The sequence below is a fragment of the Serratia sp. ASV30 genome (assembly GCF_016428815.1).
Lineage (GTDB): Bacteria > Pseudomonadota > Gammaproteobacteria > Enterobacterales > Enterobacteriaceae > Chania > Chania fonticola_C.
Genome location: NZ_JAELTL010000037.1, coordinates 13,797 through 39,052, shown reverse-complemented (window position 1 = coordinate 39,052; position 25,256 = coordinate 13,797). Strand labels below are relative to the sequence as shown.

Below are 25,256 nucleotides of genomic sequence, written 5' to 3'. Positions count from 1 at the left end.
TCCTCAGGCGCGATAGAACGGCTTATCTCCCAGAATGGTCGCGCGGTGCATAATACGCCGCTGCGGCAGGTAATCCGCGTTGGCGTAATGCTGCGTCACCCGGTTATCCCAGATGGCAATATCATTGGCCTGCCAGCGCCAGCGCACCTGAAACTCCGGCTTGGTGATATGCGCAAACAGGAAGCTCAGCAGGGCATCACTCTCCTTCGCCGCCAGATCGACAATCCGCGTAGTAAACCCTTCATTGACGAACAGCGCCTGCTTGCCGGTCACCGGATGGGTGCGGATCACCGGATGCAGCAAAGGTGGATTTTTCTGCACGGCCAACTGCCAGCGTTGATGCTCTTCCTCGCTGCCACGATGTTTATACTCGGGGAACGACTTGGTGAAGTCATGTTCCGCCTGTAACCCGGCCAACAGCCGCTTAAAGGGTCCGGACAACGCCTCATAGGCGGCAATCCCGCTGGCCCACAGCGTGTCCCCACCGCTCGTCGGCAACTGCTTGGCGGCTAAAATCGCCCCCTGCGGCGGGTTTTCAATAAAGGTAACGTCGGTATGCCAGTTGTCGTTATCCGGCGGGTTATCGTTATGGGTATCCAGCACAATGATCTCCTCCACATCGGGAGCATGTGGATACACCGGGTGAATATGCAGATCGCCGAAGCGCCCTGCCAGCTCGCGCTGTTGTAGCGGTGTGATTGGCTGTTCGCGCAGGAACAGTACCTGATGTTTGAGCAAAGCATGGTAAAGCTGTTCAAACTGGCCGTCGCCCAGTGGCCGCGCCAGACTGACATTTTCCACCAACGCGCCGATATAAGGCCCCAACGGGGTAATTGCCAAACGTTCGTTCATTGCTGTACTCCATGCCAGGGGGTCAAACGGCGCTGTAAGGCACGCAGCCCCAGCTCCAGACCAAATGCAATTATCGCAATCACGCTGATACCGGCGATCACTACGTCGGTCGCCAAAAACTCACCTGCGGACTGCACCATGAATCCCAGACCGCGCGTGGCGGCAATCAGTTCGGCGGCCACCAGCGTAGACCAGCCGACGCCCAGGCCAATACGGATGCCGGTTAGAATTTCCGGAAGCGCGCTCGGCAACACCACAAAGCGCAACAGTTGCCAGCGGCTGGCTCCCAAAGCTTGTGCAGCACGAATGCGCACCTGCGCTACGCTGCGTACGCCTGCCACGGTCGAAAGCGTCACCGGGGCAAAAATCGCCAGGTAGATCAGCAGAATTTTCGAGGTTTCGCCAATGCCAAACCAGATCACCATCAGCGGCAGATAGGCCAGCGGCGGCACCGGACGATAAATTTCAATCAGGGGATCGAGCAGGCCACGTACCGTCTCACTCAGTCCCATCGCAATACCCACCGGGACACCGATGACCACCGCAGCAAGCAGCGCTACCAGGATTCTGCCCAGGCTGGCGGCTAAGTGTTGCCACAACGTGGCATCCATAAAGCCTTGCGGACTGGCAATGACCACTAACTGATGCAATACCTGCTGCGGCGCGGGCAGAAATAACGGGCTGATCAGCTGCAAGGCGGTTACCGCCCACCAGACCGCCAACAGCACCAGCAAGGTTGCCGCGCTCAGCTTGAGGCTGCGCGGCAGCGTGAAACGAGATTGACGCACCGCTGTCGGTACTGCGGCTTTCAGAACAGAATGCAGGCTCATAGCAAGGCCTCGCGCTGTTGGAACACCCGGCCCAGCACGTATTCACGCTGGGCGATAAACTCAGGATCAGACTTGATGGCGCGGCAAGCCTCTCCGGCGGCATAGCGTTGGCCAAAATTCAGCGATAAACGCTCCACCACCTGCCCAGGGCCAGGAGAAAGCAGTATCAGCTCGCTGGCCAGGAATACCGCTTCTTCAATGTCATGGGTGATCAGCAACACCTGCTTGCCGGTATCGCGCCAAATGTTCAACAGCAGTTCTTGCATCTGTTCGCGAGTGAATGCGTCCAGTGCCCCGAAAGGCTCATCCAGCAGCAATAGCCGAGGGTCAGCAGCCAAGGCGCGGGCAATACCTACCCGCTGACGCATTCCACCGGACAGTTGCCAGATGAAGTGTTGTTCATAGCCGGTCAACCCAACGCGTTGCAACATCTGCTGCGCCACCTTGCGACGTTGCGGCTTGGCCACACCGGCCAGTTGCAAGCCAAACTCCACGTTATCCACCACGTTGCGCCACGGCAGTAAGCCTTCATGCTGGAAGACCACGCCCCGCTCGGCACCCGGGCCTTTGACGGGGACATCATCCAACGTAATGCTGCCTGCCGTTGGCTCAATAAACCCGGCGATCAAATTCAGCAACGTGGTCTTGCCGCAGCCAGAAGGCCCCAACACCACCACCAGTTGCCCTCTGGCTATCTGGAACGACACATCGCGCAGCGCCGCACGCCCCTGATAATCGGCCGAAAGATGGTTAACGTTTAGCATGGCGGACCCCTTACGACTGCGGCGCAGCCTGCACCTGTTTGACAAAGCGGTCGGTCACATAGGCGCTGTAATCACTGTCCACCTGCGGGATCTTGCCCTGTTGCTTGAGGAACTCGGCGGTATCACGAATGGCTTTATCTACCGGCTGGCCCAGTTGAGTGATCTGATCGGCAACCGGCAGGTAGCGGTTACCCTTCACCAGTTCCGGCACCTGCTCTGGCGGCACTCCGCTCAGGCGAGCCAGCGTGCTGAGGTTGCTTGGGTCTTTCAGCCACTGTTCCGGCTGTGCCAGATAGGCCTTCTGCGCCTTCAGGGCGCTGGCGGCAAACGCGGTGACGACTTCAGGGTGCTGCTCGGCAAAGTCTTTGCGCACTACCCACACGTCCAGCGTTGGTGAGCCCCACTGGCCAACCTGCTCGGAGTCGGTCAACACTTTGCCCTGTTTGGCAAGTTCATTGACCACCGGAGCCCATACGTAAGCCCCGTCGATATCCCCACGCTGCCAGGCCGCCGCAATGGCTGGCGGTTGCAGGTTGAGAATTTGCACCTGGTCAGGTTTGATGCCCCAGTGTTTCAGGGAGGCCAGCAGGCTGTAGTGAGTGGTGGAAATGAACGGTACCGCAATACGCTTACCGATCAGATCCTGGGGAGATTTGATGTCATTTTTCACCACCAGCGCTTCGGAACTGCCCAGCTGCGAGGCGATCAGGAACACTTCGATAGGGAGCTTCTGGCTGGCGGCCACGGCCAGCGGGCTGGAGCCGATATTGCCAATCTGCACGTCGCCAGAGGCCAGCGCACGCAACACGCTGGAGCCGCTATCGAACTTGCGCCAGTCAACGGTCGCGCCAGACTGTTTGGCAAAGCTGTTTTCCGCCTGCGCCACCTTGGCGGGTTCGGCGGAGGTCTGGTACGCCACGGTGACGTCCACTGCCTGGGCACTGGCCGCACCGAGCGATAAAGCCAACAATACTGCACTGCGTAATGAGAAAAGTTTGCTCGCCATGATCCGCTCCGTTGATAAAATTCTGTGCTGTGACCAACAGTTTTATCTGAGCGGCGCTCGGCAATAAAAGAATAAAAAAATATTCTTTATTACTTATGGCGATATCAATACCACCCACTCTCCCCCTGCACGGCTACTGCGCTGAGCGGCATCAATAAACGCCATCCCTTGCACACCCGTTTCAATCCCTGGTAACAACGGTGCCGCCGAAGGGCCATCACGCAAACACCGGGCCGCTTCACGGTAAATCTGGCCAAACCCTTCCAGATAACCTTCAGGATGCCCTGCGGGTACGCGGGCCAATTGGCGGTTCTCTACGTGCTGAAATGCCGAAGCGCGGGTGATGCAATAGGGGGGCGCGTCAAAAGGCCGTATCCACAGCTGGTTCGGGTTTTCCTGGCAAAACTCCAGGCTGCCCTCACTGCCGTAAACTCGTAACTTCAGCCCATTCTCATGACCACAGGCTACCTGGCTAGCCCAGAGCCGACCTTTGGCACCGTTGGCATAACGCATCTGCACCCGCACATCGTCGTCCAGCTTGCGCCCCGCGATGAATGACGTCAGCTCAGCGCTGATCGCCTCAGGCAACATGCCACTGACAAACTCTGCCAGTTGCCAAGCATGGGTACCTACGTCACCGATGCAACCGGATCCGGCTTTTTCCGGCTGCGCACGCCAACCGGCCTGCTTGTTGTCGGTCAGTTCTAGCGGTTTTGCCAGCCACTGCTGCAGATATTCCACCTCGACGAAGCGGATCTCACCCAACTCCCCCGCCAATATCCGGCTACGTGCCTCACGCACCAGCGGGTAGGCGCTGTAGTTATGGGTCAGGATCAGTTGTCTGCCGCTGTGGTGCACCGTTTGTGCCAGTTGCAGAGCCTCGGCATAGGAGGTGCATAACGGCTTATCGCAGATCACATCAATCCCGGCGTTGAGAAAGGCACTGGCGACTGGGGCGTGCAAATGATTCGGGGTCACGATCGCAACGACATCAATTCCATCCTCGCGTGCCGCTTCCGCCAACGCCATCTGGCTAAAATCGGCATAGCAGCGATCCGGTTGCAGATGCAGTAGCGCCCCGGTGCGCAGACAGTTTTGTCTATCGGAGGAGAAAGCCCCGGCGACCAGCTCAAACTCATCATCCATCCGCGCCGCCAGCCGATGCACCGCGCCAATAAACGCGCCTTCACCACCACCTACCATTCCCAGCTTCAATCTCATGATGCATCCTCCACGCCCAGCATGGCTCTGACTCGCTCACGGTCAGTATCCACCGCGGCAAAATCATCAAAGGCCCGTTCCGCTACCGGAATAATATGGCGGGCGATAAAGGCGGCACCTTCGCGTGCCCCAGCCTCCGGCGACTTAAGGCAGCACTCCCATTCCAACGTAGCGACTCCAGGGAAGCCGTACTGCGTCAGCTTGCTGAAAATCGCCGGGAAGTCGATCTGCCCGTCCCCCAATGAACGGAAGCGCCCAGGCCTTTCCAACCAGGGTTGGTAGCCCCCATATACGCCGCTGCGGGCGTTGGGGCGGTACTCGGCATCTTTGACGTGAAATGCGCGGATACGTGGGTGATAACAATCGATAAAGCCCAGATAGTCCATCTGTTGCAAATGCAGATGGCTCGGATCATAGAGAATATGGCAGCGGGGATGATTGCCGACCTTGGCCAGAAAGCGTTCAAAGGTCACGCCGTCATGTAAATCCTCCCCCGGATGCAGCTCATAGCACACATCTACACCAGCCCGATCGAAGGCGTCCAGGATCGGCAGCCAGCGCTCGGCCAACTGTTCGAAAGCCTCCTCCAACAGTAACGCATTATGCGGCGGCCACGGATAGAAATAGGGCCACGCCAGCGCCCCAGAGAAGGTCGCATGGGCCGTTAGCCCCAAGCGCTGAGATGCCTGTGCCGCCAGCAACAGTTGCTCCGTTGCCCAGGCCTGCCGCAGCTGCGGTTTACCCCGGACTTCTGGCGGAGCAAAACCGTCAAAGGCCAGATCGTAGGCTGGATGGACGGCGACCAGTTGCCCTTGCAAATGCGTCGACAGCTCGCTGATGCGAATACCGTGCCGCCCAAGCCGGGCGACGATCTCATCACAATAATCCTGACTACGCGCCGCCAGCGCCAAATCGAAAATGGCCGGCTCAAGCGTGGGGATCTGGACGCTGGTAAAACCCAACCCGGCAGCCCATTCCGCCAGGCTATCCAGCGTATTAAACGGGGCCTGCTCGGCGATAAACTGCGCCAGAAACAGCCCCGGCCCCTGTATCGTCTTCATTCCTCACTCCCCAATACCACCGTGCGTTGGCTGCGTACCGCTTCGTCCGCCGCCAGCACCACCCGTAAGCTGTTTAGCGCATCCTGAAGATGCTGATTGAGATCCAGGCCCTCACGAATAGCCTGTAAAAAGTAACGCTGTTCACTCAGGCACAGCGCTAAATGGTCCGGCTCATCCTGGCAATCGATCCAGCGATCCGGCCGCTTAAAGCGGTTCTCATCGTCTAAATCGGCGTAATGCACCCGCAATGATTCGGTTTTGGTATGTCCCCCGACATCGTCAGAAGCCCTTTCGTGATGACGGGCCACGATCGAAACCGCGCCGCGCGGCCCAATGACGTCTTTCACAAAGTAAGCCGTTTCACTGATCATCGGCCCCCAGCCCGCTTCGTACCAGCCGATCGATCCGTCGGCAAAACGCACCTGTAGCTGGCCGTAGTTATACATCCCCTGCGGCAGGTCATCGGTCAGCCGGGCACCAATAGCGCTTACGCTGATCGGTTCTGCCTGGGCCATCTGGCACATCACGTCCAGATAATGTACTCCGCAATCAACGATTGGCGACAATGACTGCATCAGGTTGCGATGCACATTCCACATCTGCCCGTGGCTTTGCTGGTTGAGGTTCATCCGCATCACCAAGGGCTTACCCAAACCGCGAGCGAGCTCCACAAACTGCTGCCAAGAGGGGTGATGGCGCAGAATATAGCCCACCACCACCTGTCGTTGTGCCTGATGAGCGGCAGCAATCACCCTTTCAGCCCCTGCTACCGTGGTGGCGAGCGGCTTTTCGATAAACAGATGACATCCCGCCGCCAGTGCTGCCAAGGCGTAGGTTTCGTGGGTGTCCGGATAAGTGGTCAGGCACACGGCATCAGGCCGGGTTTGCGCCAGCGCCAACTCAAAGTCGCTAAAGGTGGGATAGCCGCCCCCCAAATGTTGATTGAGCAACTCACGCGACTCGCCCCGAGCCACCAGACCGCAGATTGTCACCCCATCCATAGCGTGGTAGGCCTCGGCATGGGACGCCCCCATATTGCCGCAGCCCACCACCAGCACCCGCAAATCAGCCATCGCGTTTCTCCCCTGCTGGAATATCCCGGTAGTTGAAGGTGAAGAAGAACAGCGCGGCGATCGCCAATGCACCGAAGGCCGGATACCACCAGAAGTGCTGCCATTGCGGCAACGCCTCAGTTCCTTCCGCCGTCACCATATGGTTAAACAGCGCACCGCTGATTTGTGAACCAATCAGCATACCGATGCCGTATGTGAACAACACCAGCAGGCTTTGTGCCTGACCTTTTACCTTGTCCCCCGCCACTTTATCGGTATAGATAAAGCCGATAACGAAGAAGAAGTCATAGCACATGCCATGCAGGATGATGCCGAGGTAGATCATCCAGCGCATTTCTTCGGTAATGCCCAGAGCGAACATCACATAGCGCAGGAACCAGGAAAGCATGCCGATCATCAGCATGTACTTGATCCCCAAGCGGGCAAACAGGAACGGGATCAGCAGCATGAAGAACAGCTCGGACATTTGCCCCAGCGACATCACGCCACCCACGTTGGTGAAACCGGCCGCGGCAACGAACGGCGCAGCATAGGCGTAATACGCCGCCAGCGGGATAGAGATCAGCATGGCGCAGATGATAAACACCAGGAAATGGCGCTGCTTGAGCATCGCGAAAGCATCGGCACACAGCAGATCGCGCATTTTTACTGGCTTGCCGCGTTCCGGTGCAGGGGTATGCGGCAGCGTAAAGCTGTAAATCGCCAATACCAACGAAGCTACGGCAGCCAGCGTGAAGATATCGGTACTGTCCGACAGGCCGCTGGTGCCGACAATCAGCCCGGCGACAATCCAGCCAAAGGTGCCGAACGCCCGCACAATCGGGAAGGCCTTCTCACTGTTGCTCAGGCTATAAAATGCCACGTTGTTGCTCAGGGCAATGGTGGGCATGTAGCACAGCATATAGCCGAAGATGAGCCACAGTAGACCGCTGCCCTGCCCTTCAGCAAAGAAGCCCGGCATCATCCACAGCAGGCCTGCCCCAATCAGGTGCAGCACGGCTAACACTTTCTGTGAGGCGAAGAAGCGATCGACCACCATGCCCAGTACAAAAGGCGACAGAATGGAGGCGATCGGCCCGGTGGAATAGGCATCGCCAATGATCGCGGTCAGTCCATATTTGCCCATCACCACGCCGAGCGTGACGTACCAGGCTCCCCAGACAAAAAACTGCAGGAACATCATCAGTGCCAGCCGCGGCACCACCCATTTGAACGTGGTGCTTTTGGCCCCCAGGGCCAGGCTATCTGTTTGCATAACTCCCCCATTGGTGTTGGTTGGTTAATACGGCAACGACGCCGGTGCTAACCGCTTTCCGGCAAAAAGGACGGCATCACCACGCCGCCGGGTTGTTGCGCCTGGCCTTTCACCTGCGCGATATGTAATTCACAAATTCGTCCGCCCCAGCGCAGCAAAACCTGGCTCAGCGCGGAGCGCTCTGCGGGCACTAATACCACCGGTGTCGTACCGCGATGATGGTGATCCAGCATCCAACCGAGTAACTCAAGGGCGATCTCTTCGCTATGGCTGCACCCCGGCCCCAACATGCGGGAAGCCGGGTGTGCCACAGAGGCCAAATAGCCACCGATGCGCTCGTCCAGCTCCCAGACGGCAACCCGCCACAGTCCACGGGTATCATTGAGGAAATAATCGATATCGCGCTGGCGTTCGATGCCCAGTATTTCGCGCTCCAGCTCCAGGATGGCGGGCAGATCGTCGAGCCGGGTTGCCCGCACCTGGCCGCGAGTCAGGCGTGGATAAGCAAATCCCTGGCTCGGCACTGGGATCGTCATATCCTGATAGAGGGCATACGGGGTAAATCCCCCGCGCTGGTAGAGCGAATAGGAATCCAGGTTTAGCGCGCTGGATAGCAAACGAACCGGTAACCCCCCCGCCAGTTCGTCGGCCTTGGCCAACAAACGGCTGGCGATCCTCCGGCCGAAATAATCGGGATGAACATTCATGATGCCCAACCCCAAATGAGTTTCACGCGGATGGAAAAAGCAGGAGCCGCAGATTGCCCCTTGTTGATCGCGCGCAATCCAGTGGTGACCCTCATCCAACTGCTGATAAACATCAACAAACAGCCCACAACTTTCCGGCCCGGCAGAGAAGATGTCACCCAGCCCGTGGCGCTGATACCAGGCATTGGTTGAACAATGGATCAGAGCGGCAATCTCGCTGCGATCCTGCGCCTGCGCTAGCTGAAGCTGTATCTCCATCTGCCACCTCCTATTGCGTCACCATTGGGGGGAATTCGGTCTAAATTAGAAATGTAATCGATTTCATTTTGCGATAAATAAAATGTAATCGATTTCTTTTTTTCGGCAACCGGATTGATATGATTAAAAGCAGGTAGAGGATGAATTTGTAATCGCTGTCACAAACTCTTCGTAGTGATCGTACTTTTTGCCGCATACTGTGCGAGGCAAACGGGCAGAAGGAAAAGCAAACCATGTCGATAGCAAAGGTGGCGAAAATCGCTGGCGTCTCAGCGGCCACCGTCTCACGGGTGTTGAACGGCCAACAGATCGTCAAACCGGCCACTCGCGATAAGGTCCTGGCGGCGATCCGCGCGTGTGACTATCAACCCAATCTGCTGGCACGCCAACTGCGCACTGCCCGCAGCGGGATGCTGTTGGTGCTGGTGTCCAATATCACCAACCCCTTTTGCTCACTGGTGGTACGCGGTATCGAAGAAGAGGCCGAACGCCACGGTTACCATATTCTGCTGTGCAACTCGGAATCCAATCCCACCCGTGAATCCGCCTACCTCAGCCTGCTGAGTGGCAAGGTGGTTGACGGGGTGATCACCATGGATGCCATCAGCTGTTTGCCGGGGCTGACCGCCATGATCGGTGATTTCCCCTGGGTACAATGCGGCGAAGGGGATACCCAATTCCGCGCCTCCTCCGTCACCATCGATAATCACCAGGCCGCCATGGCCGGTGTGCAGCACTTGGCCGCCAAGGGCCGCCAACGGATCGCGTTGCTCAATGGTGATATGCGTTATCTGTATTCACAACAGCGGGAGCAGGGCTACCGGCAGGCGTTGGCAGAGCTGGGGCTGGACTATTGCCGGGTCGAATACGTCGAAGGGCTGGACTACGCCGCTGGAGCCAAGGCGATGAGTGATTTGCTAGCAGAAGGGCCGCGGCCAGATGCGGTATTTGCCATTTCAGATGTGATTGCCGGAGGCGCGATGAGTACCTTGCATCAGCAGGGCTTGCGTATTCCAGAAGATATCGCGGTAATGGGATTTGACGGTGTGCCTTTTGGCAGCATCACCACTCCGCCGCTGACCACCATCGTACAGCCCATGCATCAGTTCGGCGTGCGCAGCGTGCAGTTGCTGCTGGAGAAAATTCAGGGCCAGCAGTTGCCTCCTTGCCACGACGTGCTGGATTGGCAACTGCTGGAACGGAGTTCAACCTGAAATCGTGCCGCGCAAGAAAATACGTGCGTGGCCACCCAGCAAGGTACGCTCCCCTTGCAGTTCGCAAAACAGTTCACCACCGCGTGATGATAGCTGCTTGGCATGCAATACGTGGCGGCCAAGACGCGCCGTCCAGTAAGGCATCAGTATGCAATGGGCGGAGCCGGTGACCGGATCCTCGCTGCGATCCAGCGAGAAATAGCGCGAGACAAAATCTACTTCATCGCCCGGAGCCGTGACGATCACGCCACAGCCAAGGTGGTCAATCAGCTCGGCGATCGCAGGCTGTACCGCCCTGACCTGCGCCTCATCGGCCAATACCGCCATCAGCGACTGGGCTCGCCACACTTCCTGCGGTTGCACACCGAGCAAAGCGGCCAACCGTGGCGGTTCAGCAATCTTCTGTGGTGGGCGAGAAGGGAAATCCAGGATCAGCCTCTCACCGTCGGCCACATCGCGTTTGACATACAGCTCACCGCTGGCGGAACGAAAACGGATATCGCTCAAAGCCGGGTTGGCTACGTTTAACAGCACGTGCGCCGTAGCCAAAGTGGCATGTCCGCAGAGATCCACTTCCCGCGTTGGCGTGAACCAGCGGATCGCGTACATGTCACCATCCTCCCAGACAAAGCTGGTTTCCGGCAGGTTCAGGTCGTTGGCGATGGCCTGCATCTGTGCCGCCTCCAGCGATTGTTGCAGCAGGCAGACACCGGCCGGGTTGCCCCGCAGTCCCTCGCCGATAAAGGCGTCCACATGGAAATAGTTTTCGTTCATCAGCGTTCCCTCAATGCCAAATCAGTAATACACAGGCGGCGGTTAGCAGCCCCATCGACACGTTAAAGATAATCCAGGCCTTCTTGCTGCGCAGCAGGCGGCCAATCACCGTACCAAAACCCAACCAGATAATCCCAGCCACGATATTGACGGCAAAGATACCGAAGGCGATAGCCAGAATGGAGTGGTTGTATTTATCCCCCGCCAGGCTGAAGCTCGCCACCGCCCCTAGCGCCATCAGCCAGGCCTTGGGGTTGAGGAATTGCAACAGCCAGCCTTGGTACAGACGCACCGGCTTTGGTGGCGGCGCGTCGGTTTCCAGCTTTTCATAGGCCGCCGTCGCCACTTTCCACGCCAGCCACAACAGATAAAGGCTACCGAGGATTTTCAAGATCAAGTGCAAGGAAGGATAAATCAGGATCAACCCACCAACGCCAAATGCCACCAACACCAGGATACTTTGCATGCCCAGCATGATGCCGATCATCAGCCATAATGAACGCATAAAGCCGAAATTGGCACCTGAGGTGGTGAGCAACATATTGTTGGGGCCAGGGGTGATCGCGGCCACCCACAGGAAGCCTAGCATCGAAAGAAATAAACTCAGTTCCATGAAGCGGGTGCTCCTCACCCAAATGACTTTTTTGCAGTATGATTGCTAATACATGTGTTTGAAGCTAACAGTGCGGTTCGGATCACACAATAGCCGCCAACAAGAATTTTATTCATTATGTATGAATCCTTTCGCCCCCTGACCGGGGCCAGTAATCCACACCTGCAAACCCTGCTGCCACGGCTGGTGCGCCGCCGCGTACTGCTGCAACCCCATTGGCAACGGCTGGAGTTGCCGGACGGCGATTTCGTCGATCTGGCCTGGAGTGAAGATCCGCAACTGGCGCGCGATAAACCTCGCGTGGTGCTGTTCCATGGGTTAGAGGGTAATTTTTACAGCCCTTACGCACATGGGCTGCTCAACGCCTGGCGCGAGCAAGGCTGGTTGGGCGTGGTGATGCATTTTCGTGGTTGCAGCGGTGTGCCCAACCGTAAGCAACGCATCTACCATTCCGGCGAAACGGAAGATGCCCGCTTCTTCCTGCGCTGGCTGCGTGACAGCTTTGGCGAAGTGCCAACGGCGGCGGTCGGGATTTCTCTTGGCGGCAATATGCTGGCCTATTATCTGGCCCAACAGGGCAATGACAGTCTGCTACAGGCGGCAGTGGTCGTTTCCGCCCCGCTGATGCTGGAACCTTGCTCGATCCGCATGGAACAGGGATTCTCACGCGTTTATCAGCACTACCTGCTAGGCCAACTCAAGCAAAATGCCACCCGCAAGCTGCTGCACTATCCAGGCACCTTACCGTTGGATTTGTCGCAACTGAACAAGCTGCGGCGCATTCGCGAGTTTGATGATGTGATCACCTCGCGCATTCACGGCTTCAGCGACGCGGTCGATTACTATCGCCGCTGCAGCGCCCTGCCGCTGTTGCCGCAGATCACCACGCCGCTGCTGATCATTCACGCTAAAGACGATCCGTTTATGACCGATGCGGTGATCCCCGACCTCGCCAGCCTGCCGCCTAATATCGAATATCAGCTGACGGAGTGCGGTGGCCACGTCGGCTTTGTCGGCGGCACCTTGAAAAAACCACAAATGTGGCTGGAGCAACGTATCCCAGCCTGGCTTTCTCCTTTTTTGGAACCCACCAAGTGATTATTCCCTGGCAAGACATTGAACAAGAGACCCTCAACAGCCTGATCGAATCCTTTGTATTACGCGAAGGAACCGACTATGGCGAGCACGAACGTTCGCTGGAACAGAAGGTCGACGACGTGCGCCGCCAGTTGAAAAGCGGCGAAGTGGTGCTGGTGTGGTCAGAGCTACATGAAACCGTCAACATCATGCCTCGCGGGCAGATCCGCGCCGGGCAGGAGGAAATTTAGTCTTATTGCATGCTATGACTGAGGGAAAAAATCAGGTAACAATGCAGTATTGCAAACCAACGCGCACAATTTCGCCTTGGGCGAAAGGGCATCAGCCATACTAAAAATCTTATTCTGAGCCTGCGCATTTAATACGGAGTGACCCTCGATCATGTCTGCCAAACATCCCGTTATCGCGGTGACCGGTTCCAGCGGAGCCGGCACCACCACCACCAGCTTGGCGTTCCGCAAGATTTTTCAGCAGCTAAACCTGCGCGCTGCCCAGCTGGAAGGCGACAGCTTCCACCGTTACACCCGGCCGGAAATGGATGCGGCAATCCGTAAAGCCCGCGATATGGGTCGCCATATCAGCTACTTCGGCCCGGAAGCCAACGACTTTGGCCTGCTGGAGCAGAGCTTTATCGAATACGGCAAGAACGGTACCGGCCGCTCACGCAAATATCTGCATACCTACGACGAGGCGGTGCCTTACAACCAGGTACCTGGCACATTCACGCCTTGGGAGCCATTGCCCGCCCCCACGGATATCCTGTTCTACGAAGGGCTGCACGGAGGCGTAGTGGCCGATCAGATCGACGTGGCCAAGCATGTCGATCTGCTGGTCGGCGTGGTGCCAATCGTCAACCTGGAGTGGATCCAGAAGCTGATCCGCGATACCGGCGAGCGTGGCCATTCACGTGAAGCGGTGATGGACTCGGTGGTCCGTTCGATGGAGGATTACATTAGCTACATCACGCCACAGTTCTCGCGTACCCATATCAACTTCCAGCGCGTCCCGACGGTGGATACCTCAAACCCGTTTGCCGCCAAGGCGATCCCCTCTCTGGACGAAAGCTTGGTAGTGATCCACTTCCGTGGCCTAGATCAGATCGACTTCCCTTACCTGCTGGCAATGCTGCAAGGATCGTTTATCTCGCATATTAATACGCTGGTGGTGCCTGGCGGCAAGATGGGGCTGGCAATGGAACTGATCATGGCACCGCTGGTGCAGCGGCTGATGGAAGGCAAGAAAATCGAGTAAAGTCATCATACCCGTCGTCTGCGTTAATACCTGCACATAGCTATTCGGGCCCATCCGTGGGCCTTCTCCTTTTTAGAAAGACAATCAACTCGTCATCAGAAACAGGCACCCTCTTTTTTTGATATTGCGATGAGCTGGATAGTCAGCTTATTTCCTACAACTAATTCCTCCCGAATAACCTACACCGCCTTGTTTTACATTCAAAGCGACTAACTGTTTCATAATAGCCAAGATAAATGACTCGAAATTCAGTGCTCTTTCATGGAGGTTGTTCCTTAACTCCCGCATCAGTTCGTTTATACATCTCTCTTCAAAGGGGTTAAGATTAGCTTAAGAAATCCACTATCTCATTGTATTTTAATTAATTAATAAAAACCATAGGCAAAGCAATGTCTTTAGGTGAGTTTTGTTTTTTTATTAATAGAGTAAATGTATCTCTTCCCGTAGTAGCTGTTGATAATGCAAACAGACATTAATTCAATACTGAATCAAGACAACGTTAATTTAACTACTTCGATCATAGCACTATTGCGTACTGGCCCTTTTACAACCTTTGGTGAGGTTTTTTTTAAACATGTCACTGGCAAGTCGCCGTGGTGGAGATACTGATAAATATAGGAAAGTAACTATGGGTAATAAAAATATCGTAATTATATCCCCTTACGCCTACATGGCGGCAGCGGTGGAAGCTATGCTCGAGCGTGAGGGGGTACATTACCGCCTTACACCATTGTTGATACCTATGATTTATCCACAATCCCCCCTTTTTCAGGCGGGCTGGCTAAAACCGGATACGGTTGTGCTTCATGTCACAAAGGGTGTAACGCATTCCGCATGTCGTACTCTCGACAGCTTCTATGCCACCTGCTCACCTGAATGGCGAACACTTATCCTATTCGATACGGAAATCGCTTATCAATTGTCGACCCTGCCGTGTGTCTGCCAACAGGCCGATGCGATCCTTAGCAGCGCAACCCCATTGTCAATATTGGCCTCAATTTTGCTGAAAAAAGACTCTTTTTTACCTTCACCTCAAAAGAATCTCAGGAATTTTTCCCGTGAGACTCGCCCGGGTGCTAATACGCTTCGCTGGAGGGCGTAATAAAGATGACTTCATTGACTCGAGAAACAACACCGAGGCAGACAGTAGTCCTGGTGCATCAATGCCCTTTTACGCGTCAGGGGCTGAAGACGCTGCTGTCGCCGGCCTATGATGTGATTGATGCTGAAGATATTTGTGATCTTGAAAAAGAACTTGTCTCTGTAGATCTGTTGTTGTTATCACCACAACTTTTTCCTCCGGGCCGTATGAGAGAAGTAGAGCAGTTCATGAAACGGATATACCAACATCACCCACAGTGTTTGGTATTGCTCACCTTGGAGACAGCTGACATGTCCTACATACGGTATTTAATCAGTCCGTTCAAAGTGGTAGGTGGCTTAGACCTCTCTTACTCGGTGTCGGCATTGCGCTTGCAGCTCGAGGCCATTCTAACCGGGAATGAACAACCCTCTTTGCCCTTTGAGTGGCAGGGGTTAAGTTCTAGAGAATACGCGGTCCTCAGCGCCCTTATATCAGGAAATAGACCGGTGCAAGTAGGTAAATCTTTGGGAGTAAACGTCAAGACAGTCAGCCATTACAAACTCCAGGGATTAAAGAAGTTAGGTGTGCGTAATATGCAGGCCTTTCTATTATCACCTTATTTTTAAAAGTCTATGACAGTGAAGATGGAGAACACACGATGATGAGAAATAATGGCGGAAATACCAATCAGCCGTGGGTCAGCGTATCTCTGCAGGGAAAAGGGAGGCTCAATAACATCCCTGAAAGTTACACCAATTACGCCATGCGTGTGCGTTCCCTTTAATGATTATGTTCATTAGGGGGGAACAAGCGGTGTTTTCTCAGTTGGCTAAACAGGCATCAGAGAGAGAACGCGAAGAAGTGTGGGGAGAGGCACAGAATTTATGGTTTCTTGCGTCCCTGAAGGCCGCCTCTTGCGAGAATCGAGCCTGGGCAACCTGCCGATCTGAGTTTTGTCGTCGAAGATCAGAACGGCAGGGGATGCCCATAAGCGAATTGCATCTAGAGATAGGCTAAGCAACAGATTTGTACATCTGACACTGCGTATCGGCGAAGCTATAGGCGCGGAAAATTTCTTAGTACCGCGCCCACCGTTGTTAACGCATCAACAGATGGCGGATAAAACCGACGTGCAGTTTCACCCCAATCTGCATCGCTGCCTCGTCCAGTTTAAAACGGGGATTATGCACGCCATAGGTGGCACCGATCGCCTCGTTACCACTGCCGATAAACAGGAAGCACCCCGGCACTTTCTCCTGATAGGAGGAGAAATCCTCGCTGCCAAACATCGCGGAGGTCAATTCCCGCAGCGCTTGTGGCCCCACGGCTTCGGCCACCACCTCGCGCGCAATGGCGCAGGCATCAGGGTGGTTATTGCCGATGGTATAGCCACGCGTCCAGTCAACCTTGTAGCTGGCACCGTGCGCCTGGCAGATCCCAGCGACGGTTTGCTCAACCAACAGCGGCACTCGCTCACGTACTTCCTGGTTATGAGTACGTAGCGTTCCCGCCAGCCGCGCGCTGTCTGGGATGACGTTATAGCTGTCACCCGCCTGGAAGGTCGCCACCGTCAACACCGGTGCATTTAACGGATCCAGCTTACGTGCCACGATCTGCTGCAAAGCGCTAACGATCTCCGCACCAATCGGCACCGGATCGATACACAGATGCGGCATCGAGCCATGCCCCCCCTTCCCCTGCAGCACAATATCGAAGTTATCGCTGGAGCCACTGAATACGCCCTGCTTCATCCCTACCTCACCGGTCGGGAAGTTGGGCATGACATGCAGGCCGAAGATCATCTTCACGCCATCCAGAACCCCTAAATCCACTAGCTGTTGGGCTCCGCCCGGCGGCACTTCTTCGGCATGCTGGAAGATAAAGCGCACTGAACCTTGCAACTGCGCCTGCAACTGGCAAAGCACGCTGGCCGCCCCCAGCAACATCGCGCTGTGGGCATCATGGCCGCAGGCATGCATCACCCCTGGCCGGGTTGAGCAGAAAGGCTCGTCGCTTTCTTCCTGGATCGGCAAAGCATCAATATCGGCGCGCAATGCATAGCATGGCCCTGGTGCTGCGCCCTGCAACTCGGCCACCACGCTATTTGGCGTAGGACGAGCGATCTTCAACGGGCCAAGGCTGGCCAACTGCCCGGCAATGTAATCTGCCGTCTGCGCTTCCTGGAATGACAACTCCGGATTGGCATGCAGGTGGCGGCGCCACTGCAAGACCTGTTGTTCCACGCCGGCAATCAGTTGTTCAATGTTCATTTTCATACTCCTTAATTCAGTGCCGGTTGGCGTGCTTTACCCGCCAATGGCAGGATCACCAGCCCGGAAACCACCATAGCCAGTGCTAAAAAGATAAACGTCGTCATATAGTTATGGCTGATAGTGATCAGATACCCCATGGCGATAGGGGCCACAAAGCCGCCCAAGGTGCCGCCGGTGTTAATCAGCCCCATCGCTGCACCCATTACTTCCGCAGGCAGGCGCTTCATCGGCAGGGTAAACACCGTAACGAACGAGGCCATCAGGAAGATATAACCCAGGAACAAGAACAGGCTGGCCGTCAGCGCTGATTCGCTGGTAAACACCAGCCAGATGCACAAGGCGCTGAGCAGAGAACTGAAGAAGATCACCCACGGCTCACGCCCTTGCAGATAGCGCCCAACCAGCCAGCCGGTACCGAGTGAGGAGATCCAGATCCCCAGACCACCGGCGGCTACCACCATGCTGGAAACGTCAATTGGCATTCCCCGCTGCTGTACCAGGAATTTCGGCAGCCAGGCCATCAGGCCGTACGACGGGATGTTGATACAGAAGATCGCCACAAACAGCAGCAACACGATTGGGTTTTTCAGCAGGGCCTTATAGTTGGCTGCGGCGGCCCCAGCTTTGGCGGGTGCCGCCTGTGGCGGATTGGGAACCAGCCACAAGATGCAGGCAGCAATCACGAATGCCAACAGGCCAAGCGCAGAGAACGACCCACGCCAGCCGATGTGATCCAGGCAATAGACCGCGACCAGCGGCCCGACGGTCATCGCCAATCCGGCGGAGGACAGCAGAATGGACTGCGCGAAGGTGCGCTGTTCCAGTGGGAAATTCGCCACCACCGCCTTGGCGCAGGAACACGGATAGCCAGAGTGGCCAATACCGGACAAAAAGCGGAACGTCACCAGCAGGCCCAGGCCGAACCCCAGAATGCCGAAGCACAGGGCAAATCCCCCCAGCAGCAGTAACGAACTGCACAGCACTTTCTTAAAGCCAAAGCGGTCATTGAGCCAGCCCGCCGGTATCTGGAACAGGGAATAGGCCAGGAAAAACATCCCGGTAATGTAGCCCAGCTGTTCCGGCTGTAGATTGAACTCGCGCTCGATAGGTAACAGCGCAAAACCCATCACGGTTTTATCGATGTACACCACGACATAGCCCACAAACAGCAAAAAAATCATTAGCGAACGATTCTTCATTGCCGATATTCCTTTAAGTTATCACCCAGGCAGCCCACCCGCAGGGCAGGCGTAGTTTAATAATGTGATCAAGGTCACTTTATAGTTTTAATAACAGTCACTTACAATAACATGCTGAAATTATCGCCTTTTGCCGAGTGGCATAAGATACAATTTTGTAAGGGGTGATGCTTTTTATTGATAGGGTGGGGAATGCGCTATTTACCGAAGTTACAACAGTTGAAAGTTTTCCAGCAGGTGATCCGCAGCGGCAGTATTCGCGGGGCGGCGCGCGCGCTGGAGCAGTCTCAGCCCGCCGTGAGCCGTACCATCCGTGAACTGGAACAGATCCTGGAAACCCAGTTGATCAATCGCAGCAGCCAGGGAATGACGCTGACCGAAACCGGCCGCGCCTTTGCCCTGCGGATGCAGTTGATCCTGGAAGAGTTGCAACGCGCCGCCGACGAGATCCAGCAGTTGAATCAGCATTCGCAAGGTAACGTCGCCATTGGCTGCTCTTCACTACTCGCTCTCACGGTATTACCGGAACTGGTCGAAGCCTTCAAACAGCCGTTTCCGCAGGCCAATCTGCTGATCCGCGAAGCACAGCTTTCTACGCTGCTGCCAGCATTGCGCGAAGGCCGCCTGGATTTTGCCGTGGGTACCGTCAGCCCGGAACTGCCGCTGGAGGATCTGGTGCGTGAACCGCTGTTCAGCGCCTCTTTTTGCATTATCGCACGCCAGGGGCACCCACTGGCGCAGGCAACCTCGCTGGACGAACTGCGTGAGGCCAAGTGGCTATTACCGGAAACTGATATGGGTTATTACCAGCAGTTGCGCGCGGTGTTGGGCACCTTCTATCAGCAACTGAGCCGTTCGCCCATTCGCTCGGATTCAGTGACCTGTGGCTTGAACATGGTGTTAGAGGCGGATTATTTGACTATCGTGGCGCGGGCGATGAGTGCACCGTTCCATTTGCAGCATCGGCTGGTGGCATTGCCTATCAACACGCTGCCGCAGGCGCAATATTGCGTGCTGTATTCACAGAAATCGCCGCTAACCGTAACGGCACGGCGATTTCTTGATTTATTGCGTGCCCACTGTCTGCGCTACCCTTGGTAGGATCAGGCTACTTCGCGGATTTCAAAGCTGTGGGTGATACTGGCGGCTTTACCCAGCATCAAGGAGACTGAGCAGTATTTCTCGGCGGAAAGATCCACCGCGCGCTCTACAATCTTATCAGTCAGCCCTTTGCCGGTGACAATAAAATGCAGGTTGATATGGGTAAATAGACGTGGCGCTTCTTCACGGCGCTCAGAGGTCAGTTTTACCTCGCAGTCACGCACATCGTTACGTCCTTTTTGCAGGATCGACACTACATCAATGGCGCTACAACCGCCGACGGACATCAACACCATTTCCATTGGGCTTGGCGCTTTATCGCCCGCGTTGCCATCCATCAAAACCTGGTGGCCGGACGCAGACTCACCCAGGAATGTCAGCCCTTCTACCCACTTAACTCTTGCCTGCATGTTACACACTCCGGTTAATTTCTTAAAAACAGGGTACGCTTTCGCATACATTCTGGCAACGTAACCTGACCCTAATCATGCTGAAGCGAGACAACACAAGACACCCGCCTCACTCTGTGCTACAAACAGAGCCGCAATAACTCTTTCCAGGTCACCGATTTCAGGGATATGTCCAAGGAAAGGCCCCTATATTGGTTTGTTAACAGAATGTAGCTTGCAGCTCTCCCTGCAAGTTAATATGCTAGAGCACAAGCGTATTTCTATAACACGCCTCAAAACCTGTTGATAGCCACAATTAAAACACCGGGCTATAAGCACGTTTTACAGGGAACTCTGACCCCTGTGATACAAGGCAGCGATAACAACAGAGGATAACAGCGAATGGTTCTCGGCAAACCGCAAACAGACCCGACTCTCGAATGGTTCCTGTCTCATTGCCATATCCACAAATATCCATCGAAGAGTACGCTGATTCACCAAGGTGAAAAGGCCGAAACGCTTTACTACATCGTCAAAGGCTCCGTCGCGGTGCTGATTAAAGATGAAGAAGGCAAAGAGATGATCCTGTCCTACCTTAACCAGGGGGATTTCATCGGCGAGCTAGGATTATTTGAAGAAGGCCAGGAGCGTAGCGCCTGGGTACGGGCCAAAACCGCCTGTGAAGTGGCTGAAATTTCCTACAAGAAATTCCGCCAGTTGATCCAGGTTAACCCGGATATCCTGATGCGCCTGTCCGCACAGATGGCTAACCGCCTGCAAGTCACCTCAGAGAAAGTGGGTAACCTCGCCTTCCTTGACGTTACCGGCCGCATTGCTCAGACCTTGCTGAACCTGGCAAAACAACCTGATGCCATGACTCACCCAGACGGCATGCAGATCAAAATCACCCGCCAGGAAATTGGCCAAATCGTCGGTTGCTCACGTGAAACCGTCGGTCGTATTTTGAAAATGCTCGAAGATCAAAACCTGATCTCCGCGCACGGCAAAACCATTGTCGTGTACGGTACGCGTTAATCCCCAGGGAAACGGTGCAGCAATGCGCCGTTTCTTTACCTACTGAATAGCCAACCATGTGGCGCCGCCTGATCTACCATCCGGAAGTCAACTACGCACTGCGGCAAACGCTGGTGTTGTGCCTGCCGGTGGCGTTTGGTTTGCTGATTGGCAACCTGCAACTCGGCATGCTGTTCTCGTTGGTGCCCGCCTGCTGCAACATTGCCGGGCTGGACACGCCTCACAAACGCTTTTTCAAACGCCTGGTCGTGGGTGGCTCCCTATTCGCACTCAGTAGCTTTCTGCTGCAACAAGCCCTGCTGTGGGACCTTCCCCTACCCTTACTGATGCTGGGAATGGCGCTGTTGCTCGGCGTCAGCGGTGAGATCAGTCCGCTGCATGCCCGCCTGCTACCAGCCGCACTGGTTGCCGCCATCTTTTCCCTCAGCATGGTAGGCACCGTGCCAATCTGGCATGCCCCTTTACTGTATATCGTCGGCACCGCCTGGTACGGGTTGTTTACCTGGGCCTGGTTCAAGCTGTGGAAAGAGCAGCCGATGCGCGAATCCTTAAGCCAGCTGTATATGCAGTTGGCCGACTATTTTGAAGCCAAATACTCATTACTGACGCAACATACCGATCCAGAAACTGCCCTGCCGCCGCTGTTGCAACGCCAACAGAAAGTGATGGACCTGATCAGTCTGCTATACCAACAGCTTAATTTCCTGCCCCATGCCAATAACCTGGAGCAAAAGCGCCTGCAACGTACGTTTCAGGTGGCGCTCGATTTGCAAGAGCACATCACCGTCAGCCTGCATCTGCCGGAAGAAGTACAAAAGCTGGTAGAGCAAAGCCAGGCCGAAGCGATTATCCGCCGCAACGCCCAGGTGATCGCCACGCGCCTGCGGGTGGTGGCCGACGATATTCTCTATCATCGGCACTCTGCGCGTTTCAGTATGAAGAATGAGCTGGCGGCGCTGGAAAAAGTGGCCTCACAGCACGCCGATAACCCGGTTGGCCAGTTCTGCTATTACCACTTCAGCCGCATCGCACGCCTGCTGCGCACCCAGCACCCGCTTTACCGCCGCAATCTGATGGCCAATCAGTCACGTCTGCCGTTCTGGCCCGCGGTGGTGAGCTATCTGTCGTTTAAATCCAACGCCCTGCGCAACGCCGCCAGGCTGGGGGTCATTCTGGCGGCAGGCAGTAGCCTGGGCATGCTGTTCAACCTGCCAAAACCCTATTGGATTTTGCTGACCATCATGCTGGTCAGTCAAAACGGCTATAACGCCACGCGGGTGAGGATCCAGCACCGTGCCCTCGGCACGTTGGCCGGGTTGGTGATTGCCGCCGGACTGCTGCAACTGCAGATGCCGGAGAACGTGACGCTGAGCATCATGTTGGCTATCACCTTGGCGGCCTATCTGATCCTGCGGAAAAATTACGGGCTGGCGGTGATGGGCTTTACCGTGACCGCAGTCTACACCTTGCAGCTCCTGGCGCTGAATGGCACCCATTTCCTGGTTCCCCGCCTGATCGATACCCTTATTGGCTGCGTACTGGTGTTTGGCGGCACGATCTGGCTATGGCCGCAGTGGCAGAGTGGCCTGCTGCGTAAAAACGCCCATCAGGCGCTAGAGCACGATCAGACGGCACTGCGATTATTGCTGGAAGAGCAGGAACCGGACCCCAGTGAACTGGCCTACACGCGTATGCAGGTCAACCAGGCGCATAACGCCCTGTTTACCTCGCTCAATCAGGCGATGCAGGAGCCGGGGTTTGAATCGAATTATCTGGCAGATATGCGGCTGTGGATCACCCATAACCAGTTTATCGTTGAACACCTGAATGCGATGACCATTCTGGCGCGCGAGCACTATATGCTGACGCCCAAGCTGGCTCAGGAGTATCTGCAAACCTGTGAGATAGCCTTGCAGAGCTGCCAGCAGCGGTTGGAATATGACGGCCCAAGTACCAGCAATAGCATCATGAAGCCGCCGGATCTGCACCCAGACATGCCGATCACCGAGATGGAACGCCACCTGCGGCGGATCCTTTCTCACCTGACCGTGATGCATACCATTTCGTCACTGGCATGGCGCCAGCGCCCACATCATGGGATCTGGCTGAAGCGCAAACTGCGGGAAAGCTGAGGTTGCCGGAGCCGATGCTGAAGTTCGGCCCCGGCAAATGACTTAAGCCTTAATCACATCCTGTACGGCCAATTCGAACAGCGCCATGCCTTCGTCGATATCTTTCAGCTCAACCACCAACGAAGGAGCAAAACGGATCACGTTTGGCCCAGCGTTGAGGATCATCAAGCCACGCGCAGCGGCGGCAGTGAGAAAATCGCGCGCTTTGCCGTGATAGCCCGCCTTCAGTTCTGCACCAATCAACAGCCCCATGCCACGAATATCGCTGAACACATCGTATTTTTTACCAATTTCCTGCAAAGCCTGCACAAACAGCCCGTGACGCTGCTCAATCCCGCTTAGCACCTCTGGCGTGTTGATAACGTCCAACGCTGCCTCTGCCACTGCACAGGCCAGTGGGTTACCGCCGTAGGTAGTACCATGAGTGCCAACCTGCATCACCGAGGCGATCTCTTCGGTAGTCAGCATCGCACTCACCGGGAAACCACCGCCCAGCGCTTTAGCGGTGGTGAGGATATCTGGCGTAATGCCGTAACGCATATATGTAAACAGCTTGCCGCTGCGGCCCATACCGCTTTGCACTTCATCAAATACCAGCAGCGCCTGATGTTGATCGCAGAGTTCACGCACGCCCTTGAGGAAGACAGGATCGGCGGCAGTAATGCCCCCTTCCCCCTGAATAGGCTCCATCACTACCGCACAGGTGTGATCGTCCATCACCGCTTTCACCGCGGCCAGATCGTTGAAGGGCACATGCACGATATCGGCCGGTTTCGGCCCAAAGCCGTCGGAATATTTTGGCTGCCCACCCACGGAAACGGTGAACAGCGTACGGCCATGGAAAGCGTTGTTAAACGCGATGATCTTGGTCTTATACGGGCTATGACGGGTGATGGCATAATGGCGAGCGAGCTTGAAAGCCGCCTCGTTAGCCTCTGCACCCGAGTTGGCGAAGAACACCCGGTCGGCGAAGGTAGCAGCGATCAATTTAGTGGCCAGGCGCAGCGCGGGCTCATTGGTGAACACGTTGCTGGTATGCCACAAGGTTTCGCCCTGCTGCTTTAAAGCCTCAACCAGTGCCGGATGGCAGTGCCCCAACGCAGTCACCGCTATACCACCAGAGAAGTCGATATACTCTTTCCCCTGCTGATCCCATACGCGGCTCCCCTTGCCCTTCACCGGCACAAACTGGGCCGGTGCATAAACAGGCAGGATAACCTGATCAAAGGTGCTGCGGGTGACTGCGGTTTTTTCGGTCATTACTGGCTCCAGGCGGCTAACTATTAAGTGAAAATATAATCACAAAATATGCATAAAAAACCAAACAAGGGCAAGCTTAAAAAGCCACTAACGGCTAACTTCCAAGGAAATTATCCAGCAGTTGGTGCCCTTGTTCGCTGAGAATGCTCTCCGGGTGGAACTGCACACCTTCCAGCGCCAGCGTCCGATGGCGGATCCCCATGATCTCATCGCGTTCGCCGTCACGTTCGCTCCAGGCGGTCACCTCAAAGCAATCCGGCAACGTGGCAGCATCCAGGATCAGCGAATGGTAGCGGGTGACGGTCAGCGGATTATTCAATCCCTTGAACACGCCGAGATTATTATGGCGGATGGCAGAAGTTTTGCCATGCATCACCTCCCGGGCGCGAACCACGTCGGCACCAAACGCCTGGCCCAACGCCTGATGACCTAGGCAGACCCCAAGGATCGGCAGCTTACCGGCAAAATGGCGAATGGCAGCCAGAGAGATGCCCGCCTCGTTCGGCGTACAGGGGCCAGGGGAGATCACCAGATGCTGCGGTGCCAGCCGCTCGATATCGGCCAGTTGCAGTTCATCGTTACGCTTCACCAGCACTTCTGCACCCAGTTCGCAGAAGTACTGATAGAGGTTGTAGGTAAAAGAGTCGTAGTTATCGATCAGCAGCAGCATGTTTAAATTAACTTCGTGATTAAGGCTCGTTACGGCAGATATTGATTTGGGCCTATGACACAGGCCTTGCTGGAGTTTAACGCCCATAGCGGTGTGGAGCACAGGCTAATTTCCTGACTCAAAGCACTTTAAATCA

Annotated in this window: 26 protein-coding genes; 10 read left to right on the top strand and 16 right to left on the bottom strand. The window is 55.6% G+C overall.

All coding sequences use genetic code 11. From position 1 onward, the window contains the following. Positions 1-3 precede the first annotated feature (3 nt). The 9 genes from tauD to JHD74_RS16595 form a co-directional block, all read right to left on the bottom strand. Positions 4-852 carry a taurine dioxygenase gene (gene tauD, locus JHD74_RS16635; protein ID WP_199063121.1) on the bottom strand — a complete coding sequence of 283 codons (849 nt, stop codon included), beginning with the start codon at positions 850-852 and terminating at the stop codon, positions 4-6. Next, the gene (gene tauC, locus JHD74_RS16630) at positions 849-1,682 is read right to left on the bottom strand and encodes a taurine ABC transporter permease TauC (protein WP_199063120.1); all 834 of its coding nucleotides are present in this window, start codon (positions 1,680-1,682) and stop codon (positions 849-851) included. The genes tauD and tauC overlap by 4 nt, the downstream gene beginning before the upstream one ends. Next, entirely contained in the window at positions 1,679-2,446 is a 768-nt protein-coding gene (gene tauB / locus JHD74_RS16625) for a taurine ABC transporter ATP-binding subunit (protein ID WP_024530823.1), read from the bottom strand. The genes tauC and tauB overlap by 4 nt, the downstream gene beginning before the upstream one ends. A gap of 10 nt (positions 2,447-2,456) precedes the next feature. Next, a complete protein-coding gene (gene tauA, locus JHD74_RS16620; protein ID WP_199063119.1) occupies positions 2,457-3,452 on the bottom strand; it encodes a taurine ABC transporter substrate-binding protein in 996 nt (331 codons plus the stop codon). 93 nt (positions 3,453-3,545) lie between these two features. Then, positions 3,546-4,673, bottom strand: coding sequence for a Gfo/Idh/MocA family protein (locus tag JHD74_RS16615; RefSeq protein ID WP_199063118.1), 1,128 nt, complete (start codon positions 4,671-4,673; stop codon positions 3,546-3,548). Beyond that, complete coding sequence (locus tag JHD74_RS16610) at positions 4,670-5,734, bottom strand: sugar phosphate isomerase/epimerase (protein WP_199063117.1); 1,065 nt, start codon at positions 5,732-5,734, stop codon at positions 4,670-4,672. Before JHD74_RS16610 ends, JHD74_RS16615 begins: the two co-directional genes overlap by 4 nt. Then, positions 5,731-6,807 carry a Gfo/Idh/MocA family protein gene (locus tag JHD74_RS16605; RefSeq protein ID WP_199063116.1) on the bottom strand — a complete coding sequence of 359 codons (1,077 nt, stop codon included), beginning with the start codon at positions 6,805-6,807 and terminating at the stop codon, positions 5,731-5,733. The genes JHD74_RS16610 and JHD74_RS16605 overlap by 4 nt, the downstream gene beginning before the upstream one ends. After that, entirely contained in the window at positions 6,800-8,062 is a 1,263-nt protein-coding gene (locus JHD74_RS16600; RefSeq protein ID WP_199063115.1) for an MFS transporter, read from the bottom strand. Before JHD74_RS16600 ends, JHD74_RS16605 begins: the two co-directional genes overlap by 8 nt. Positions 8,063-8,109: 47 nt before the next feature. Beyond that, on the bottom strand, positions 8,110-9,027 hold the full coding sequence (locus JHD74_RS16595; protein ID WP_199063114.1) for a GNAT family N-acetyltransferase: 918 nt from the start codon (positions 9,025-9,027) through the stop codon (positions 8,110-8,112). A gap of 233 nt (positions 9,028-9,260) precedes the next feature. Between JHD74_RS16595 and JHD74_RS16590 the strand changes: the two genes are divergently transcribed. After that, positions 9,261-10,241: a LacI family DNA-binding transcriptional regulator gene (locus tag JHD74_RS16590; protein WP_199063113.1), complete on the top strand. Its 981-nt coding sequence runs from the start codon at positions 9,261-9,263 to the stop codon at positions 10,239-10,241. Here the strand turns inward: JHD74_RS16590 and JHD74_RS16585 are convergent. Both JHD74_RS16585 and JHD74_RS16580 read right to left on the bottom strand, forming a co-directional pair. Continuing rightward, positions 10,233-11,015, bottom strand: a complete 783-nt coding sequence (locus JHD74_RS16585; protein WP_199063112.1) for a PhzF family phenazine biosynthesis protein — start codon at positions 11,013-11,015, stop codon at positions 10,233-10,235. The genes JHD74_RS16590 and JHD74_RS16585 overlap by 9 nt on opposite strands. A 10-nt stretch (positions 11,016-11,025) precedes the next feature. Then, positions 11,026-11,628, bottom strand: a complete 603-nt coding sequence (locus tag JHD74_RS16580) for a LysE family translocator (RefSeq protein ID WP_021808042.1) — start codon at positions 11,626-11,628, stop codon at positions 11,026-11,028. A gap of 117 nt (positions 11,629-11,745) precedes the next feature. Between JHD74_RS16580 and JHD74_RS16575 the strand changes: the two genes are divergently transcribed. The 6 genes from JHD74_RS16575 (at position 11,746) to JHD74_RS27065 (ending at position 16,078) form a co-directional block, all read left to right on the top strand. Further along, positions 11,746-12,726 (top strand): hydrolase, encoded by a 981-nt coding sequence (locus JHD74_RS16575; protein WP_199063111.1) that lies wholly within the window; start codon positions 11,746-11,748, stop codon positions 12,724-12,726. Then, positions 12,723-12,956, top strand: coding sequence for a YheU family protein (locus tag JHD74_RS16570; protein ID WP_024530813.1), 234 nt, complete (start codon positions 12,723-12,725; stop codon positions 12,954-12,956). The genes JHD74_RS16575 and JHD74_RS16570 overlap by 4 nt, the downstream gene beginning before the upstream one ends. Positions 12,957-13,107: 151 nt before the next feature. Then, positions 13,108-13,977, top strand: a complete 870-nt coding sequence (locus JHD74_RS16565) for a phosphoribulokinase (protein WP_024530812.1) — start codon at positions 13,108-13,110, stop codon at positions 13,975-13,977. A gap of 574 nt (positions 13,978-14,551) precedes the next feature. After that, positions 14,552-15,079 carry a hypothetical protein gene (locus tag JHD74_RS16560; protein WP_199063110.1) on the top strand — a complete coding sequence of 176 codons (528 nt, stop codon included), beginning with the start codon at positions 14,552-14,554 and terminating at the stop codon, positions 15,077-15,079. A 5-nt stretch (positions 15,080-15,084) separates the two neighbouring features. Further along, positions 15,085-15,687, top strand: coding sequence for a LuxR C-terminal-related transcriptional regulator (locus JHD74_RS16555; RefSeq protein WP_199063109.1), 603 nt, complete (start codon positions 15,085-15,087; stop codon positions 15,685-15,687). Positions 15,688-15,844: 157 nt separating this feature from the next. Then, on the top strand, positions 15,845-16,078 hold the full coding sequence (locus JHD74_RS27065) for an ANR family transcriptional regulator (RefSeq protein ID WP_139102373.1): 234 nt from the start codon (positions 15,845-15,847) through the stop codon (positions 16,076-16,078). Positions 16,079-16,158: 80 nt separating this feature from the next. On the opposite strand, the gene JHD74_RS16545 is transcribed toward JHD74_RS27065, so the two are convergent. Both JHD74_RS16545 and JHD74_RS16540 read right to left on the bottom strand, forming a co-directional pair. Next, a complete protein-coding gene (locus JHD74_RS16545) occupies positions 16,159-17,337 on the bottom strand; it encodes an amidohydrolase (protein WP_199063108.1) in 1,179 nt (392 codons plus the stop codon). Between the two features lie 5 nt (positions 17,338-17,342). Further along, a complete protein-coding gene (locus JHD74_RS16540; RefSeq protein ID WP_024530808.1) occupies positions 17,343-18,533 on the bottom strand; it encodes an MFS transporter in 1,191 nt (396 codons plus the stop codon). A 192-nt stretch (positions 18,534-18,725) separates the two neighbouring features. On the opposite strand from JHD74_RS16540, the gene JHD74_RS16535 reads away from it, so the two are divergent. After that, positions 18,726-19,634 carry a LysR substrate-binding domain-containing protein gene (locus tag JHD74_RS16535; protein ID WP_199063107.1) on the top strand — a complete coding sequence of 303 codons (909 nt, stop codon included), beginning with the start codon at positions 18,726-18,728 and terminating at the stop codon, positions 19,632-19,634. Between the two features lie 2 nt (positions 19,635-19,636). On the opposite strand, the gene JHD74_RS16530 is transcribed toward JHD74_RS16535, so the two are convergent. Beyond that, positions 19,637-20,044, bottom strand: coding sequence for an OsmC family protein (locus tag JHD74_RS16530; protein WP_021181673.1), 408 nt, complete (start codon positions 20,042-20,044; stop codon positions 19,637-19,639). 381 nt (positions 20,045-20,425) lie between these two features. Here JHD74_RS16530 and crp point away from each other — a divergent pair, with 381 nt between their 5' ends. After that, positions 20,426-21,058 (top strand): cAMP-activated global transcriptional regulator CRP, encoded by a 633-nt coding sequence (gene crp / locus JHD74_RS16525; RefSeq protein WP_005969523.1) that lies wholly within the window; start codon positions 20,426-20,428, stop codon positions 21,056-21,058. Positions 21,059-21,114: 56 nt separating this feature from the next. Then, the gene (locus tag JHD74_RS16520; protein ID WP_065684951.1) at positions 21,115-23,190 is read left to right on the top strand and encodes a YccS/YhfK family putative transporter; all 2,076 of its coding nucleotides are present in this window, start codon (positions 21,115-21,117) and stop codon (positions 23,188-23,190) included. Positions 23,191-23,232: 42 nt separating this feature from the next. On the opposite strand, the gene JHD74_RS16515 is transcribed toward JHD74_RS16520, so the two are convergent. Beyond that, on the bottom strand, positions 23,233-24,450 hold the full coding sequence (locus JHD74_RS16515) for an aspartate aminotransferase family protein (RefSeq protein WP_199063106.1): 1,218 nt from the start codon (positions 24,448-24,450) through the stop codon (positions 23,233-23,235). 94 nt (positions 24,451-24,544) lie between these two features. Beyond that, complete coding sequence (locus JHD74_RS16510) at positions 24,545-25,120, bottom strand: aminodeoxychorismate synthase component II (RefSeq protein WP_024527551.1); 576 nt, start codon at positions 25,118-25,120, stop codon at positions 24,545-24,547. Between the last annotated feature and the right edge of the window lie 136 nt (positions 25,121-25,256).

Coding starts and splice junctions, on each gene's coding strand:
- tauD (WP_199063121.1), bottom strand. CDS start 852: ATGAACGAACGTTTGGCAATTACCCCGTTGGGGCCTTATATCGGCGCG.
- crp (WP_005969523.1), top strand. CDS start 20,426: ATGGTTCTCGGCAAACCGCAAACAGACCCGACTCTCGAATGGTTCCTG.
- JHD74_RS16595 (WP_199063114.1), bottom strand. CDS start 9,027: ATGGAGATACAGCTTCAGCTAGCGCAGGCGCAGGATCGCAGCGAGATT.
- JHD74_RS16590 (WP_199063113.1), top strand. CDS start 9,261: ATGTCGATAGCAAAGGTGGCGAAAATCGCTGGCGTCTCAGCGGCCACC.
- JHD74_RS27065 (WP_139102373.1), top strand. CDS start 15,845: ATGATTATGTTCATTAGGGGGGAACAAGCGGTGTTTTCTCAGTTGGCT.
- tauB (WP_024530823.1), bottom strand. CDS start 2,446: ATGCTAAACGTTAACCATCTTTCGGCCGATTATCAGGGGCGTGCGGCG.
- JHD74_RS16530 (WP_021181673.1), bottom strand. CDS start 20,044: ATGCAGGCAAGAGTTAAGTGGGTAGAAGGGCTGACATTCCTGGGTGAG.
- JHD74_RS16510 (WP_024527551.1), bottom strand. CDS start 25,120: ATGCTGCTGCTGATCGATAACTACGACTCTTTTACCTACAACCTCTAT.
- JHD74_RS16610 (WP_199063117.1), bottom strand. CDS start 5,734: ATGAAGACGATACAGGGGCCGGGGCTGTTTCTGGCGCAGTTTATCGCC.
- JHD74_RS16585 (WP_199063112.1), bottom strand. CDS start 11,015: ATGAACGAAAACTATTTCCATGTGGACGCCTTTATCGGCGAGGGACTG.
- tauC (WP_199063120.1), bottom strand. CDS start 1,682: ATGAGCCTGCATTCTGTTCTGAAAGCCGCAGTACCGACAGCGGTGCGT.
- JHD74_RS16565 (WP_024530812.1), top strand. CDS start 13,108: ATGTCTGCCAAACATCCCGTTATCGCGGTGACCGGTTCCAGCGGAGCC.
- JHD74_RS16555 (WP_199063109.1), top strand. CDS start 15,085: ATGACTTCATTGACTCGAGAAACAACACCGAGGCAGACAGTAGTCCTG.
- tauA (WP_199063119.1), bottom strand. CDS start 3,452: ATGGCGAGCAAACTTTTCTCATTACGCAGTGCAGTATTGTTGGCTTTA.
- JHD74_RS16535 (WP_199063107.1), top strand. CDS start 18,726: ATGCGCTATTTACCGAAGTTACAACAGTTGAAAGTTTTCCAGCAGGTG.
- JHD74_RS16545 (WP_199063108.1), bottom strand. CDS start 17,337: ATGAAAATGAACATTGAACAACTGATTGCCGGCGTGGAACAACAGGTC.
- JHD74_RS16605 (WP_199063116.1), bottom strand. CDS start 6,807: ATGGCTGATTTGCGGGTGCTGGTGGTGGGCTGCGGCAATATGGGGGCG.
- JHD74_RS16515 (WP_199063106.1), bottom strand. CDS start 24,450: ATGACCGAAAAAACCGCAGTCACCCGCAGCACCTTTGATCAGGTTATC.
- JHD74_RS16615 (WP_199063118.1), bottom strand. CDS start 4,673: ATGAGATTGAAGCTGGGAATGGTAGGTGGTGGTGAAGGCGCGTTTATT.
- JHD74_RS16520 (WP_065684951.1), top strand. CDS start 21,115: ATGTGGCGCCGCCTGATCTACCATCCGGAAGTCAACTACGCACTGCGG.
- JHD74_RS16540 (WP_024530808.1), bottom strand. CDS start 18,533: ATGAAGAATCGTTCGCTAATGATTTTTTTGCTGTTTGTGGGCTATGTC.
- JHD74_RS16575 (WP_199063111.1), top strand. CDS start 11,746: ATGTATGAATCCTTTCGCCCCCTGACCGGGGCCAGTAATCCACACCTG.
- JHD74_RS16560 (WP_199063110.1), top strand. CDS start 14,552: ATGTCACTGGCAAGTCGCCGTGGTGGAGATACTGATAAATATAGGAAA.
- JHD74_RS16580 (WP_021808042.1), bottom strand. CDS start 11,628: ATGGAACTGAGTTTATTTCTTTCGATGCTAGGCTTCCTGTGGGTGGCC.
- JHD74_RS16600 (WP_199063115.1), bottom strand. CDS start 8,062: ATGCAAACAGATAGCCTGGCCCTGGGGGCCAAAAGCACCACGTTCAAA.